This window comes from Rhodococcus sp. EPR-147 (assembly GCF_001647185.1).
GTDB lineage: Bacteria > Actinomycetota > Actinomycetes > Mycobacteriales > Mycobacteriaceae > Rhodococcoides.
On the sequence record NZ_LVCU01000350.1, the window covers coordinates 19,831 to 32,949 of the forward strand.

15 protein-coding genes are annotated in these 13,119 nt (G+C 64.5%); 9 read left to right on the forward strand and 6 right to left on the reverse strand.

Translation table 11 applies throughout. The annotated features are described in order from the left end of the window. Position 1: 1 nt before the first annotated feature. From A2J02_RS16035 to A2J02_RS16040, 3 genes are read right to left on the reverse strand one after another with little or no spacing between them, the layout of a single operon-like run. The gene (locus A2J02_RS16035; RefSeq protein WP_068051156.1) at positions 2–667 is read right to left on the reverse strand and encodes an aspartate/glutamate racemase family protein; all 666 of its coding nucleotides are present in this window, start codon (positions 665–667) and stop codon (positions 2–4) included. A 3-nt stretch (positions 668–670) separates the two neighbouring features. Further along, positions 671–1,141: an MFS transporter gene (locus A2J02_RS28760; RefSeq protein ID WP_231893679.1), complete on the reverse strand. Its 471-nt coding sequence runs from the start codon at positions 1,139–1,141 to the stop codon at positions 671–673. Between the two features lie 11 nt (positions 1,142–1,152). Continuing rightward, positions 1,153–2,088, reverse strand: a complete 936-nt coding sequence (locus A2J02_RS16040; RefSeq protein WP_231893680.1) for an MFS transporter — start codon at positions 2,086–2,088, stop codon at positions 1,153–1,155. 199 nt (positions 2,089–2,287) lie between these two features. Between A2J02_RS16040 and A2J02_RS16045 the strand changes: the two genes are divergently transcribed. The 5 genes from A2J02_RS16045 (at position 2,288) to A2J02_RS16065 (ending at position 5,907) form a co-directional block, all read left to right on the forward strand. Then, positions 2,288–2,962, forward strand: a complete 675-nt coding sequence (locus A2J02_RS16045; RefSeq protein WP_068051157.1) for a GntR family transcriptional regulator — start codon at positions 2,288–2,290, stop codon at positions 2,960–2,962. 200 nt (positions 2,963–3,162) lie between these two features. Continuing rightward, positions 3,163–3,462: a type VII secretion target gene (locus A2J02_RS16050; RefSeq protein ID WP_082898564.1), complete on the forward strand. Its 300-nt coding sequence runs from the start codon at positions 3,163–3,165 to the stop codon at positions 3,460–3,462. Then, complete coding sequence (locus A2J02_RS16055; protein ID WP_068051158.1) at positions 3,459–4,466, forward strand: WXG100 family type VII secretion target; 1,008 nt, start codon at positions 3,459–3,461, stop codon at positions 4,464–4,466. The genes A2J02_RS16050 and A2J02_RS16055 overlap by 4 nt, the downstream gene beginning before the upstream one ends. Next, positions 4,463–5,380, forward strand: a complete 918-nt coding sequence (locus A2J02_RS28310) for a hypothetical protein (protein WP_197478043.1) — start codon at positions 4,463–4,465, stop codon at positions 5,378–5,380. The genes A2J02_RS16055 and A2J02_RS28310 overlap by 4 nt, the downstream gene beginning before the upstream one ends. Then, the gene (locus A2J02_RS16065; RefSeq protein WP_068051163.1) at positions 5,377–5,907 is read left to right on the forward strand and encodes an LpqN/LpqT family lipoprotein; all 531 of its coding nucleotides are present in this window, start codon (positions 5,377–5,379) and stop codon (positions 5,905–5,907) included. Before A2J02_RS28310 ends, A2J02_RS16065 begins: the two co-directional genes overlap by 4 nt. Here the strand turns inward: A2J02_RS16065 and A2J02_RS16070 are convergent. Beyond that, complete coding sequence (locus A2J02_RS16070) at positions 5,904–7,271, reverse strand: MmgE/PrpD family protein (RefSeq protein WP_082898566.1); 1,368 nt, start codon at positions 7,269–7,271, stop codon at positions 5,904–5,906. The two genes, A2J02_RS16065 and A2J02_RS16070, sit on opposite strands and share 4 nt — an antisense overlap. 178 nt (positions 7,272–7,449) lie before the next feature. Between A2J02_RS16070 and A2J02_RS16075 the strand changes: the two genes are divergently transcribed. Continuing rightward, on the forward strand, positions 7,450–8,262 hold the full coding sequence (locus tag A2J02_RS16075; RefSeq protein WP_068051189.1) for a cyclase family protein: 813 nt from the start codon (positions 7,450–7,452) through the stop codon (positions 8,260–8,262). Beyond that, complete coding sequence (locus A2J02_RS16080) at positions 8,259–9,686, forward strand: MmgE/PrpD family protein (RefSeq protein ID WP_068051167.1); 1,428 nt, start codon at positions 8,259–8,261, stop codon at positions 9,684–9,686. The genes A2J02_RS16075 and A2J02_RS16080 overlap by 4 nt, the downstream gene beginning before the upstream one ends. Before the next feature lie 67 nt (positions 9,687–9,753). Here the strand turns inward: A2J02_RS16080 and A2J02_RS16085 are convergent, their stop codons facing one another. Both A2J02_RS16085 and A2J02_RS16090 read right to left on the reverse strand, forming a co-directional pair. Next, positions 9,754–10,581: an HpcH/HpaI aldolase/citrate lyase family protein gene (locus A2J02_RS16085; protein ID WP_068051169.1), complete on the reverse strand. Its 828-nt coding sequence runs from the start codon at positions 10,579–10,581 to the stop codon at positions 9,754–9,756. Next, on the reverse strand, positions 10,578–11,366 hold the full coding sequence (locus A2J02_RS16090; protein WP_068051171.1) for an IclR family transcriptional regulator: 789 nt from the start codon (positions 11,364–11,366) through the stop codon (positions 10,578–10,580). The genes A2J02_RS16085 and A2J02_RS16090 overlap by 4 nt, the downstream gene beginning before the upstream one ends. A gap of 210 nt (positions 11,367–11,576) precedes the next feature. Between A2J02_RS16090 and A2J02_RS16095 the strand changes: the two genes are divergently transcribed. Both A2J02_RS16095 and A2J02_RS16100 read left to right on the forward strand, forming a co-directional pair. Then, on the forward strand, positions 11,577–12,797 hold the full coding sequence (locus tag A2J02_RS16095; protein WP_068051173.1) for an ABC transporter substrate-binding protein: 1,221 nt from the start codon (positions 11,577–11,579) through the stop codon (positions 12,795–12,797). Then, positions 12,794–13,119, forward strand: a 326-nt coding sequence (locus A2J02_RS16100; RefSeq protein ID WP_442971481.1) for an ABC transporter permease subunit, incomplete at its 3' end; no start/stop codon positions are given. The genes A2J02_RS16095 and A2J02_RS16100, both read left to right, overlap by 4 nt.

Consider the following 13,119-nt stretch of genomic DNA (forward strand, 5'->3'; position numbering starts at 1 on the left):
TTCAGCTGCGTACCGCGTTCGAGATTCTGTCGACGACCATCGCAACGGCACTCGGAACCGGCTCGATGACGTCCACGTCGGTGCGCAGTGCCAGCCGCCGGGCCGAATCGCTCAACGGACCGCCGCCGATGACGACCGCCGTCGCTCCGGCGGCGACTGCTGCATCGACCGCTGCTCCCAGTTCGACGACGCTCGATGCGAGGTCCTCGGCCAGGACCAACGGCGATGACGCGGTGAGGAACACACCCGCGAAATCGCCGTCGGGCACGGTGGCACGGGTCAGTGCATCGAGTTGGGCGGCGAGATCGGCTGTGGTGGTGGCGATCGCGAAGCGCCGACCACCTCGTGCAGCGTGCAGGATTCCTGCCTCGCCGATCCCGACGACCGGAATGTCGACGAGGGTTCGGAGTTCGGCGGCACCGGGATCACCGAACGCGCCGACGATCACCGCTGCCGGGCCATGGTGCTCGATCGCGTCGAGGGCCGCGGTTACGACATCCGGTCCGGCAGCACGCAACTGTTCGGTGCCGGTGATCATCGCCGGTCCGTTACCCGCGGTGACCCCGACGACGGTGAATTCTGTGTCGTGGAGCCAACTTCGCGCGACGTCGACGAGCAGCTGCGTCGTTGCAGTGTTCGAGTTGGGGTTGATCACGAGAATCTTCACTGCTCAGCCATCTTCCGGCATGGGTTGTCCGAAGGTCTCTTTCGGGAACTGCACGGCAATTCCGCACACGATGAACAGGCCGGCCAGCATCGCGAACATGGCACCCACGCCGGACGAGTCCAGTACGGCTCCGGCGATGAGAGGGAACAGTCCGCCGGAGAGGGAGCCCAACGCCAGGATCACCGACGTCGCGAGGCCACGGATTCGTGTGGGGTACTGCTCGGGTGCAAAGAGCCAGATCGTCGTGTTGAGGATGATGACCGAGAAGTTGAACAGGGCACCGAAGAACAGTACGAGGCCGATCGACGTTGCGAAGAAGCCGAATCCGAGCCCGGCGACGATACCGAGCACTGCGCCACCGGTCAGCGTCACCTTGCGGGGGAGTTTGCGAGCGATGAGTGCGGCGGTCAGCGCGCCGATCAACGACCCGGACTGCATCACGAGGGTGTACCAGAGCGCACTCGAGATCGACATTCCCCGCTCGGTCAGATGACGGGGATCAGCGTGAGCATCGAGATCTGTGCTGCGTAGGACATGCAGACGGCAATGCCGAGGGCGAGAGTGCTTTTGCGGTAACGCTGCCCGAACATCTCCGTCCACCGTGCGCGCGGTGCGGCGTGATCATCGACCGTGGTGTCGACGTTCAAGTACTGAACCTCGGAGTCGAGGGTGCCGCGAAGCTTGCCCTGCGCCAGGCGGTTGATGACGGTGTTGGCCTCGGCCACCCGGCCCGTCGCTGCGAGGAAGCGAGGTGTTTCCGGAAGCGAGCGGCGATAGAACACGACCGCGAGTGCGGGCAGTACCAGCAGACCGAACAGCCAACGCCAGCGGTCGTCACCGGTGAAGATGGCGAAGACGATGACCCCGAACAGTGGGGCGAGCATGTTGCCCAGACCTGCGGCTGCGACGTTGATCATGCCGACCGCGGTACCGCGATGCTTGGCGGAGAAGAACTCGGAGAGCATGATCACCGCGACGGCGATCTCACCGCCGAGTCCGAGCCCGACCAGGAATCGAGCGCCCACCAGCACCTCGTAGTTGGGTGCGAATGCGCACAGTAGCGAGCCGAACGCGAAGACGAGAAGGTTTGCGCCGAGGAGGGTTCGACGACCGAAACGGTCCATCACCGCTCCGGCCAGGATGCGCCCGAGGGCGACGGCGGTGAACGTCGCGGTGTTCAGCAGTCCGATCTCGGTTCCGCCGAGGCCCCAGGATTCACGCAGGAGCGGTCCGGTGATGCCGACGGCATTCTGTTCGATGGCATCGAAGAACACACCGAACAGGACCATGGCGACGATGCCGAAGTGCGCTGTGGTGAGGCCGATCTTCGAGTACGACGCCTCGATCTGTTCACTGAGGCTGCCGGCCTCGGGCGGTGGGTCGATCGGTGACGGCTTCTCGTTCCTGGTCGGGACGCTCATCCCAGTGCCTCTCGCTAAGTGGTATACCAACAACGGAGAATTTACGGAGCATTGGACCGCGAATGGTTTCTCGGCGGTAACGCTTGTGTTTCCAGGTCCTCTCAGCTGGCTCTTGCTGTCTGGATCTTCGTTGGACAAAGCTTGCCGATGACGCTGGCGGATGCGCGGTATACCTACAGTTCGCTGGTATACAAGCATCATGGCATCCACGGAAGGTCGCGAATCGCTGTCGCGATCGGTGTTCGACGCGATCAGAACACGCATCCTCGACGGCCGCCTCCGGCCTGGTGAAACGCTGAGCGAGCGCAATCTGGGAACCGAGTTGCAAGTGTCGAGGGTCCCGATTCGCGAGGCGCTTCCATTGCTCGAAGCAGCAGGGTTGGTGACGCTGTCGCCGCGACGCCCTGCCGTGGTGACAGGAGTGACCAGAAGTTCCGTCGACGAGTTGTACGACATCAGGTCCGCGCTCGAGCCGCTCGTTGCTCGCCGGGCAGCGTCCGCTGTGGCGGCGGGCGCGGACTCGTCGTCGTTGGTCGACGCCGTGTCCCGTGCAGGTGCAGCGCTCGATCGGGGTGATCTGCTCGAATTCCATCACGCGAGCTCGGGGGTGCACTCGGGGATCGAGGCATTGTCCGCCAACCGGCTGTTCCCGGTCATCATGGAACCGTTGCGGGAGCGCAGCAATCGACTCAACAGGGCCAATCTCGAACGGGACCCGTCGCTGCGCCACGGGGAGCATGTCTCCCTCGTCGACGCCATCGCCAAGGGGGACACGGAATTGGCTGCCGCTGTTGCGTTCGCACACGTCGAATGGGGCCGAGCGCGAACGTTCGAGACTCTGGCGCAAGTTCCGGGCTACGACCCACAGCACTGAGCCGAGTCCGCGCTACTCAGCGCGACGCGGGCAGTCCTGCCGCGGTAGGTCCAATGGGCGATGACGGGGCGGTGCTCATCACCGTGATGCCCATGAACGTTTCTCGAAGCGGCCGGAGGGAACCGATCGGGGCACACTCGCGTCAAACCCGATGACGCCGATTCACCGGGCGTCGCCACGGTGCAACTCGGGGGAGCGTCATGACAGTGAATGTGGATCCAGCGATCCTGCGGCAGTTCTCGAATGTGTTGTCGGCAACTGGCGGGGTGATCCGTGAGGTGGATGCTCTTGCTCCGTTCCGTGCGTCGGAGAATGCGTTGCAGGGTAGTGACTTTCACGCAGCATGTGCGGCGGCGGCAGCTGCGGCGGCCGGAGCTGTTGCAGCTCTGGCCGGGCGGGCCGAATGCGTCGCGGACATCGCCCGCGGCGTCGCGCAGAACTACGAGATCGCCGACGACGAACTCGCCCGCCGCCTCGCAGCGATGGACCAGCCGAAATGACCCCGACGGTCCCGCACGTCGCGGGTTGGGAGCCGGAGTCGATGCGCAAGACGATGATCGAGTTGTCGGAGATCGTCGAGCGCGTCAACGGCCAGCGCTCCGGAGTGCTGGAGGAGCAGGACGTACTGGCCGAGACGTGGACCGGTGAAGCAGCCGATGCCGCAGCCGAGCGTGTGGTGAGCGAATGCTCTCGGATGAGCTCGGTGTGCAGTGAAATCGATTCACTCGGTAGAGCATTCGAGACCGCAGCAGGAATGGTCGATGCTGCGAAGGCCCACCTGCAGGCGCAGGTCTCGGCGGCGACGGCGAGCGGGTTCGCCGTTCGGGCCGACGGTGTAGTGGATCCCGACGGGATGATCGCATTGATACCGGACGTCCTGGGTGAAGAAAAGATACGGAAGGCCGACGAACTACGCTCTGCTGCAGCGCAGTTGACCGAGGATATTCAGGGAGCTCTGAGACAGGCCGACAAGGCCGCACTCGACGCTGCGCAGCAGTTGGCCGAGCCCACGAAGCTGCTGACCGAGATTGCGCTCACCAACCCGACCGGGCAGCTCGTCGAGAACCCGGACGGATCCTTCTCGTGGATGCCGGATTGGCCGACGACCGTTGCAGCCACCGTCATCGGTGGTATGACCGACGTGACGAGGAGGACTCTCGAACTTCCGGGTGTCGGTTCCGTCGACGATGTTGCCAAGAACATCGGTCGGGGGTTGGGGGCGTTCGGCGCGGTGGCGGGAACGGTGCCCTCGATTGGCCACGATATCGATGAGGGGGTGAGCCCCGCTGAGGCGATTGCGGTCAATACGGCGAGTACCGCCGCCGGCCTCGCAGCTGCGAGCTACGTGACCGGTGCCCTGGTGGGAGTCGGTGGTGCCGCGGGTTCGGTGTTTCCCGGGCCGGGCACGGTTGTCGGTGCTGCCGCAGGCGTCGCGTTGGGTGCCCTGGTCGGGGGCTCCGTCAGCCACGGCGTATCGAAGGTCTTCGAATGGACACTGCGATGACCGATCGTGAGGACACAGGCGCGAACATGCCTGCGACAGCGAATCCGGGACCTGTGTGGGTGCGGAGGTGGCGCAGTGTCCACCTCGGCTGGTTCGCAGCAGTTTTCGGCATCTGTACGGCAGTGGTGGGACTGCTGGTTGCCGCTGTCCCTGTGGTTGCCAGGACGGGCGTAGGCGGCCTCCTGGCACTGTTGTGGCTCGCGTTCTTCGTGCTCCTTCCCTTGGGGATTGCGGTGCCGATGTCCGGCATCGGAGCTGCGCGATTGTCACGTTTCGTGCGGCGGGTCGACGTTGCAGGCGTCGGCGCAGGTCTGTCGGTGCCCGGGCGCGGGGACTTCGTGGTCCGGGCAGGTCTACTCGCCTTCGCGTCGGTGGTGGGGCTGTCCTACTTCGTATTCAGAGATGACGGACCGGACCCTCGTCAAGAGAGGGCCGAGTTGCTGACGGCGATAGGCGCGCCGGCATGCCTGGTGTGGTTCGTGCTCGGGTTCGTCATCGTCAACCGCACCAGGATCTCTCTGCACCCCGAAGGTATTGTCCAACAGATCTATCGACGTCGTGGGTGGAAGGTGTCGAACGACGTGAAGGTCGTGCCCTGGAGCGACATTGCGGATCTGCGCCTGGAGGAGCATCCGAATCCAGCAGTACCGCACCGAGGTGACCTGCCGGTGATCAGAGTCCCGCGCCGATCGAGCGAGACCGACGAACCGGAGCTGGTCATCATGGCGTGTGAGAAGAAGGTCGAACCGAATTCGCTGCTCGCGCTGCTTCTGTGGTGTCGAGACAATCCCTGGGCTCGTGCGCAACTGGGCCACGACGATGCGCGGGAGTTGCTGCGCCCACCCAGGCTGCGCGAGCGTATCCGCGCCGACCGTGCCGCATCCACTGTCGGTGGAAGGAACACTGTCCAGTGACGGTTCGACAAAGGACGGTATACACCTATCTCCAGCAGCAGGGTGTCGAACTGGCACCGGTGCATCGCGACGAATGCGACAGGTTCGGGCTCGAGCTCCCGGTGCTACCGGACTGGGAGGCTGTTTCAGAGCTTCACTTCCCACACACCACCGCGGTGCTGTGCTCGCCGGCGAACGCAGTCGACGGATTCGTACCGAATGCGGTGGTTCTGGTCGGGAAGCTCGCACGGTCGGTCGACCCGGATGCCCTAATGGAGTGCGGCTTCGGAGACGCGCGGGCACTGCCCGGCTGGGTCGAGATCAGTCACGACCGAGGTTCGTTCTGCGGTCTACCGTCCGTCTCGATCGCGGGTCGCTACGACTGCGCCGGTCGGTTGTTCTTCGCCCGGACCCGGTACGTCGTCGTCCACCACATCGTCGATCAGTACCTGGTTCAGGTGACGGTCACCGTGCCGGATTCGCTACGACAGACATTGTCCTGTGTTGCAGACGAGTTCGTCGACGAGGTGCGTATCGGTCGACGCTAGCGAATCGGTAGTGCGCGCAACAGCGCCGCAACGTCCTCCGTATCGCCGAGGGAGTCGACGATGTCCTCGATGACCGCGGTATCGGATTCGCCGACCAATCGGGCGATCTTGGCGCGCACCGCGCTGTAATCCATCGGAAAATGGTCGATGTCGCCCAGCGGATTCGGGGCAGTCGCCGAAAGTGTGGTGCCGTTCCGAAATTCGATCGTCACTTCGGAGGCTCGGCGCTCGGGTAGCAGCGCGTCGAGCTCGCTCGACGATGCGACGTCGACTCGGGCGCTGAACGATTCGGCCGTCGAGAAGCCCGAACCTCGGGGGTCCAGAGAGTCGACGTCTATCGCGTCGGACACGAACGCGGCGGCCACCACGAACGGCAGCGAGAACATCGCGCCCAACCTGTTCGACGGATGTCGGCGGAACAGGGGCTCCGCCAACGAATGTGTTCGCACCCGAACATGTTCGATGTCGGCGGCGGACCATTCGGCGTCAGCGCGCAGGTTCTGCACAGCGTCCACGGCGGCGTGTGTGTACGAGCAGCTGGCGTGCTGTTTCGTATAGCCCTCCAGCGTGAGCCATCGCTCGCCGAGATCTTCGGTCAGTCGGGACGTGTCCAGTGTCCCGACCAGAGCGCCCAGGGTGTGCTCGATGGTCCCCGAGTTGTGCACTGCCCCCGATCGAGCAAGCCTGGCCGCGGTCACGCCCGCCCGTGCGGCACCGCCGATCCACAGGTTTCGCGAGAAATTGCCGTCGAGAACCACAGCCCAGGGCGCTACCTGAATCAACGCAGACGACGAGTCGATCGCCGCGGCAACCTCGTTCGCATCGGCACCACGAATCGACGCGGCTGCCGTGGCCGCGCCCGTGGCACCCCAGTGCCCATGGGTGTGCCACGCACTGTGCCGGGTCAGAGCCCAGCCGAATCGAGCGGCAACCTCGTATCCCGCCACGACGGCGGTCAAGAAGGCCCGGCCCGAGATCGGCGTCGATGCCAGCCTGGTCGCGGCGATCGCTGCAGGAAGCACATGCGCAGCAGGATGTCCGGCGGCGTACTTGTTGCCCTCGTCGAGCTCGAGGCAGCACGATGCGATGGCGTCGAGCTCGGCCGCAGTCTCGATGGTGGTGCCGGTGCTTCCGCCTATCGGGTACGTCGATCCTGGTTCCGCGTCCCACTTCTTCCGTAGTTCGACCATCTCGGCGGTGCGGGCACCGGCAAGGGTGACGCCCAGCAGGTCCAACAGAATCAACCGCGCTCGATCACCGAGCGGCGCGGGGAGGGGTGACTTCCGTAGGTCGACCATCGCGGTGGCCAAGGCGTCGACCGCGTGCATGTGTTCCGTTGAGCGAAACGAAATTGAACCGTTCATTGGTGGACTCTAGAAGGCTCGGAAAGAAAGAGTCAATGATCGAGACGCGCAACCTGCCGACTGCTAGGCTCGGCCTACCGCCGGCGCGAGTCCATACCGCTCAGAACCGTTCCGGCTAGCGAAACGAAACAACGCTGGTGTGAGGTTCGCACGCAGCGTCGAACGAGGAGACGAAGCAATGTCCGATCAACTTCTTCGTGCAGTCCAGGGGGGCGTGCGCGCAGTCGATCTCGGTAGACAGTTGAGGGTCGGGATGCCGCAGTCGCCCAATCATCCTCAGTTCTGGCACACCCTGCCGCGCAGACACGGCGACGTGACTCGAGCAGACGGCGGCAGCGCCGCGAACGACATGATCACCACCGGAACGCACGTGGGCACTCACATCGATGCGCTTGCCCACGTCAGCCATGACGGAAAGCTGCACGGCGGTGCCGATGCCGGGCAGTCGTGCCTGGGCGGCAAGTATGTCGAACACGGAGTCCACACCATCGAACCCATGATCCGCCGCGGCGTGCTGCTCGACATCCCGAGGCTCCTCGGTGTCGGTCGCTGCGAGGGCGGGTACGAGATCACTGTCGATGATCTGCAATCGGCATGTGCTGCAGAGAAAATCGAGATCGAACGCGGCGATGTCGTGCTGATTCGCAGCGGATGGGGGCAGTTGTTCGCCGAGGGATCGCCGTACGTCGGCGGCCCGTCCGGAGTTCCCGGAGTCGGAGAAGCAGGCGCGCAATGGCTGGCGGACAAGGGTGTACACGCTGCAGGCGCAGACACCATCGCGTTCGAGCGGCTCGCCCCGGGCGGTGGTCACGCGCTGCTCCCCGCGCACCGAGTTCTGTTGGTGGAGAGCGGTATCTACATCATCGAAGCACTCGATCTCGAAGAGCTCTCCCAGCAGGAACTGTTCGAGTTCACATTCGTTCTCGTTCCCCTGAACATCTTCGGCGCAACGGGTTCGCCGGTACGGCCGCTGGCGGTGACGTCCGCATGAGCGAACGTACGCTCGCGCAGCACCTGGCGCGTTTCGCCGCGACCACCCACTATCAGGATCTACCCGACGCCGTCGTCAACTCGGTCGGGATGCGGGTGCTCGATACGCTCGGGATCGCGGTTGCGGCCACCGATCTCGAGACGAGCAAGGCCGCGACCGCATGGGCCCGCGAACAAGGCGGGGCAGCAACGGCATCCGCGGTCGGCCTCGGCATCGCCCTTCCTCCGGCCCTCGCCGCTTTCGTCAACGGAGTACTCGCACACTCGCTGGATTTCGACGACACGCATCTTCCATCGATCCTGCATCCGAGCGCCAGTGTCGTGCCCGCGGCTCTCGCGGCTGCTCAGGAGCACGGTGCCGACGGTCGAGAACTCGTCCGCGGCATCGCGATCGGGCTGGAAGTGTGTGTGCGCATCGGAATGGCGGGGTTCGACCCGGAGACCAAGAACTCGGTGTTCTTCGAGCACGGACAGCACGCGACGTCCATCTGCGGTGCGATGGGTAGCGCTGTGGCTGCCGCTGTCATCGGTGGTGCGTCGGAGGAACAAATCGTCGACACGATGGGCATTGCGGCGTCGATGGCGTCGGGCATCATCGAGGCCAACCGCACCGGGGGCACCGTCAAGCGCATGCACTGCGGTTGGGCTGCGCATTCCGCGCTCTCGGCGGCAGGCCTTGCGCGTCATGGGATCACCGGGCCGCCGACGGTCCTCGAAGGACGGTTCGGCTTCTTCCAGGCCTGGCTTCACGAGCCTGGCCGAGCCAACGAGATTCTGGACGGACTCGGCTCCGAGTGGGCCGTTCCCGGAATCTTCTTCAAGCCGTACCCAGCCAATCACTTCACCCACGCGGCAATAGACGCAGGAGCAGCGCTGCGGGCGAGAGGAATCCGGCCGGAGCAGATCGAGAAGCTCGAGCTGGGAGTGCCCGCGGCGAACCTGCGGACCATCGGCGAACCCATCGACGTCAAACGCACGCCCGAGACCGGGTACATGGCGCAGTTCAGCGGACCGTACGCCGTTGTCGTCGGCTTGCTCGGCGGGGGCGGGCTCGGCGCAGCACTCGATGACTACACCGACGAGTTGGCGAAGTCGGCAGATCGGCGAGCTCTGATGGCCAAGGTCGACGTCGTTCCGAACCCGAAGTGCGACGCCATCTTCCCGCACCAATTCCCGGCGGTGCTGACCGCAACTCTGACCGACGGAACAGTAGTGGTCGAAGAGGTGCTCACCACTCGTGGCGGACCCGAACGGCCGCTGACCTTCGGCGAGGTCTCGACCAAGTTCACCAGCAATGCGGGGCCGTTCCTCTCCGACGTCGAGCTGAAGGAACTGGCCGGCCGATGCGATTCTCTCGGGGACCTGACCGACATCGGGACACTGCTCGCACCGTTGACCGACCTGAAATCGACCACGCAGCAATAGAACAGTCGTCCCACCGGCTCGGGCACCGTCACTCGTGTGGCGGTGCCCGAGCTGCAGTTCGGTCGGTTCAGGCCCGGGCGAGGATTTCCCGTGCGCCCCGCACCACTGCCTCGTCGACGAATCGTCCGTTGTCGTCGACGGTCGGTCCTCCCCGAGACACCTCGTACAGCTCCACCAGTCGACGTGCTGTGGTGATGTCGTCCGAGGACGGGGTGAGCGCGGCATTGATGATCGGAACCTGACTGGGGTGCAATGCCGTCCGGCCACGGAAACCCATCTGCACGAAACGGGCCGTGGTGCCGACGAACCCGTCCAGATCGCGAAAATCGGTCGACGTCGGGGCAATCGGTGCTGCCAATCCCGCAGCAGCACAATCGATCACGACGTTCAGCCTAAGTGCGTCGATCATCGATTCCGTCGATTCCGAACGGGTGATCCGTAAGTCCGCGAGGAGGTCGACTTCACCGATGCCGAATGTTCGCACTCTGTTGCATCGAGCCATCTCCGGCAGAGCACGCAAGGAGTGAGCCGTCTCGATCAGCCCGATCAGCTCGACCCCGGGCAGGTTGTGCTCGGTGAGCAATCGGTCTGCGCGCGTGAGTGACTCGACCGAACACTTCGCCACCATGATGCCGGTGACACCGCCTCCGGCGACGGCCTCGAGGTCCTGCGTCATGAATTCGGGGGTGATGCGAATCCAGATCTGGGTATCGGTCGACGGCGTCGAGGCCAACCACCCCGCGAGGTCGGCACGCGCTCGGTCTTTGTCCGCCAACGGAACCGCGTCCTCGAGGTCGATGATCAACGCGTCTGCGGCACCGCCCACGGCCTTGTCGAACAACTCGGGCTTGTTTGCCGGTACGTAGAGGAACGACCGGGCGGAGGTAGAGGTCATCGAGCTGCACGCGCTTCCAGGATGGTGGTGATCGACTGGGCCGCCGCGACGACCTGACCAGCATGAACGATGTGTTCGTCGTCCGCGGACGAGGAGTAGCGGAAAGCGGGGCCCGAGGAGCTGACCGATCCGAGTACGTGCCCTGCGGCGTCGAAGAACGGCGCGGCGATCGATGCTGCACCGGTGTTTCGCTCGTTCGTCGAGGTTGCGTATCCGTTGGTACGGATCTCGGCGAGGCGGGCGCGGAAGCGGGTCTCGTCGGCGTCGGGGGAGCTGCTGCGGAGTTCCTGGAAGGCCTCGTCCGCGAATCGATCGGGGAGGAACGCCAGGATCGCTCGGCTCGAGGCTCCCGAGTGCAACGCGTACTGAGGGCCGATCTCGACCACCATCTTCACCTCCTGGGGGCTCTCGTACTGATCGAGATAGACACGGCGGTGCCCCACGAGCACCGACAGCGTTGCGGTCTCGCGTGTGTTCGCGCGAAGCGCGCGCAGCACGGGAGCCGCGATCGACCGGACGTCGAGCTGGCTCCACGCCTTGGTGCCGAGTCCGATCGCCGCCGGGCCGAGGGAATATGTCGACTCGCCCGCAACCGGCTGCACGATCGACCGCGATGCCAGCGACTGCAGAATGCGGTGCACCACAGCCTTGCTCAGGTCGAGAGTGCGAGCGATCTCGGACACGCCCAGTGCCCGATCGGATTGCGCGAAGGCGATGAGCACATCGGCGACACGATCGGCGGACTCTGTTCCCGTCGACGTCTCCAGTGCAGGCCTGCTGACCATAAGTGTCACCTTTCGGATGTGCGTGCGTTCCGCTGAGCGAACCATACCCGTAACAAGAAATTGACGGAAGAGCCTGTTCTGAGGCCGTGATGCGTGCCATACTCGATTTCAGCGAGATCAATCATCAATCTGATGGTGCGCTCAGCGGAACGGTAGGTTCCGCCCAGTGGTTCGACTCGGCGCCGATGGGCGCGGAAGGCAGACTCAACAATGAAGAAGCTCGTAGGCGTGCTGACAGCCGTTGCAGTCGTGGGTGCGGCAGCATGTGGCTCCTCCACCGGCTCGGACGACTCCGGCCCCATCAAGATCGGATCGGTTCATCCCACCACCGGAGCTCTGGCGGGAGTGGGCGGGCTGATGAACGACGGTGCTGCCCTCGCCGTGGCCGATATCAATGCAGCAGGCGGTATTTCGTCCATGGACGGTCGGCAGTTGGAATTGGTGTCGGGCGACAGTCAGGGCAAAGCAGAGGTCGGACAGAGTGAGGCGCAGCGGCTGATCGACGACGGCGCGGTGTCGCTCATCGGCACGTACCAGAGCGACGTCACACAGAACGTCGCCTCGGTTGCCGAGCGATCTCGGGTTCCGCTCGTGATCGATGTGGCGGTGGACGACAAGATCCTCGACCAGGGTTACCAGTACTCCTTCCGCATGCAGCCGAATGCGTCCAGCATGGGAACCGACGGTGCCAAGGCGCTCGCCGCGATCGAGGAGCAGACCGGTCAGCCGATCGACCGCGTCTCCTACCTGCACATCGAGGGATCCTTCGGAGACAGCGTCTTCAACGCGTTCGAGGCCGAGGCCGCGAACCAAGGAATCTCGTCGGTGCAGGAAATCACCTACCCGGCAACGAATTTCTCCGACGCCACCACGCAGGTGCGTGAGGCTGCAGTGTCCAACCCCGACGTCATCGTCGCCACCGGCTACTACCCGGACGGGTTGCTGATCGCACGTGCGGTCGAGCAGCTGAACCTGAACGTCAAGGGCGTCTACGGAATTGCCAACGGCGCGTTCGACGACAGCTCGTTCCCCAGTGACGCAGGTGCCGCAGGGGAGGGCGTGTTGAGCGCCAACTACCACTTCGACGCCACCAGCGACCGCGTCACCGACATCCGCTCGCGGTTCGAGGCCGAATACGGACGCCCGATGGAGACCGCAGCGATGCTGTCCTACCAGGCAGTCGAGGTCATCGCGGCCGGACTGAACGACGGTGCGTCGAGTGATCCCGAGGATCTGCGCGACGCCATCTCCGGCGTCTCGATCGAGGATCCGCTTCTCGCGTTCAACGGACCGATCGAGTTCGACGAGACCGGCCAGAACAAGAACGCCACCGTCATCGTCATGCAGGTTCGCGACGGTGCAGTCGCTCAGGTCTTCCCCGAGGAGTTCGCAACGGACGCAATCCAGTTCCCCGCGGGAGCCGGCCAGTGACTGCCGCTACCTCGACCGCAGAGAAAGCGGGGAACAAAGGTCTCGCGGGGCTCAACCCCGGTATCCCGGTCGCAGCAGCGATCGTCGTCATCATGGCGGTGATCTACCTCGTCGGTGGAAAAGACCAGGGCCTGGTCACGCAGTCGGTCGTCTCCGGACTCCTTCTCGGCGGTGTGTACGCACTGATCTCCGTCGGCCTGACGCTCATCTTCGGTGTCCTCGGAATCGTGAACTTCGCCCAGGGCGCGATGCTGACGATGGCGATGTACATCGTCTACGCGTTGTCCACCGCCGGGCTGCCGGTCTACGTTGCAACACTGGT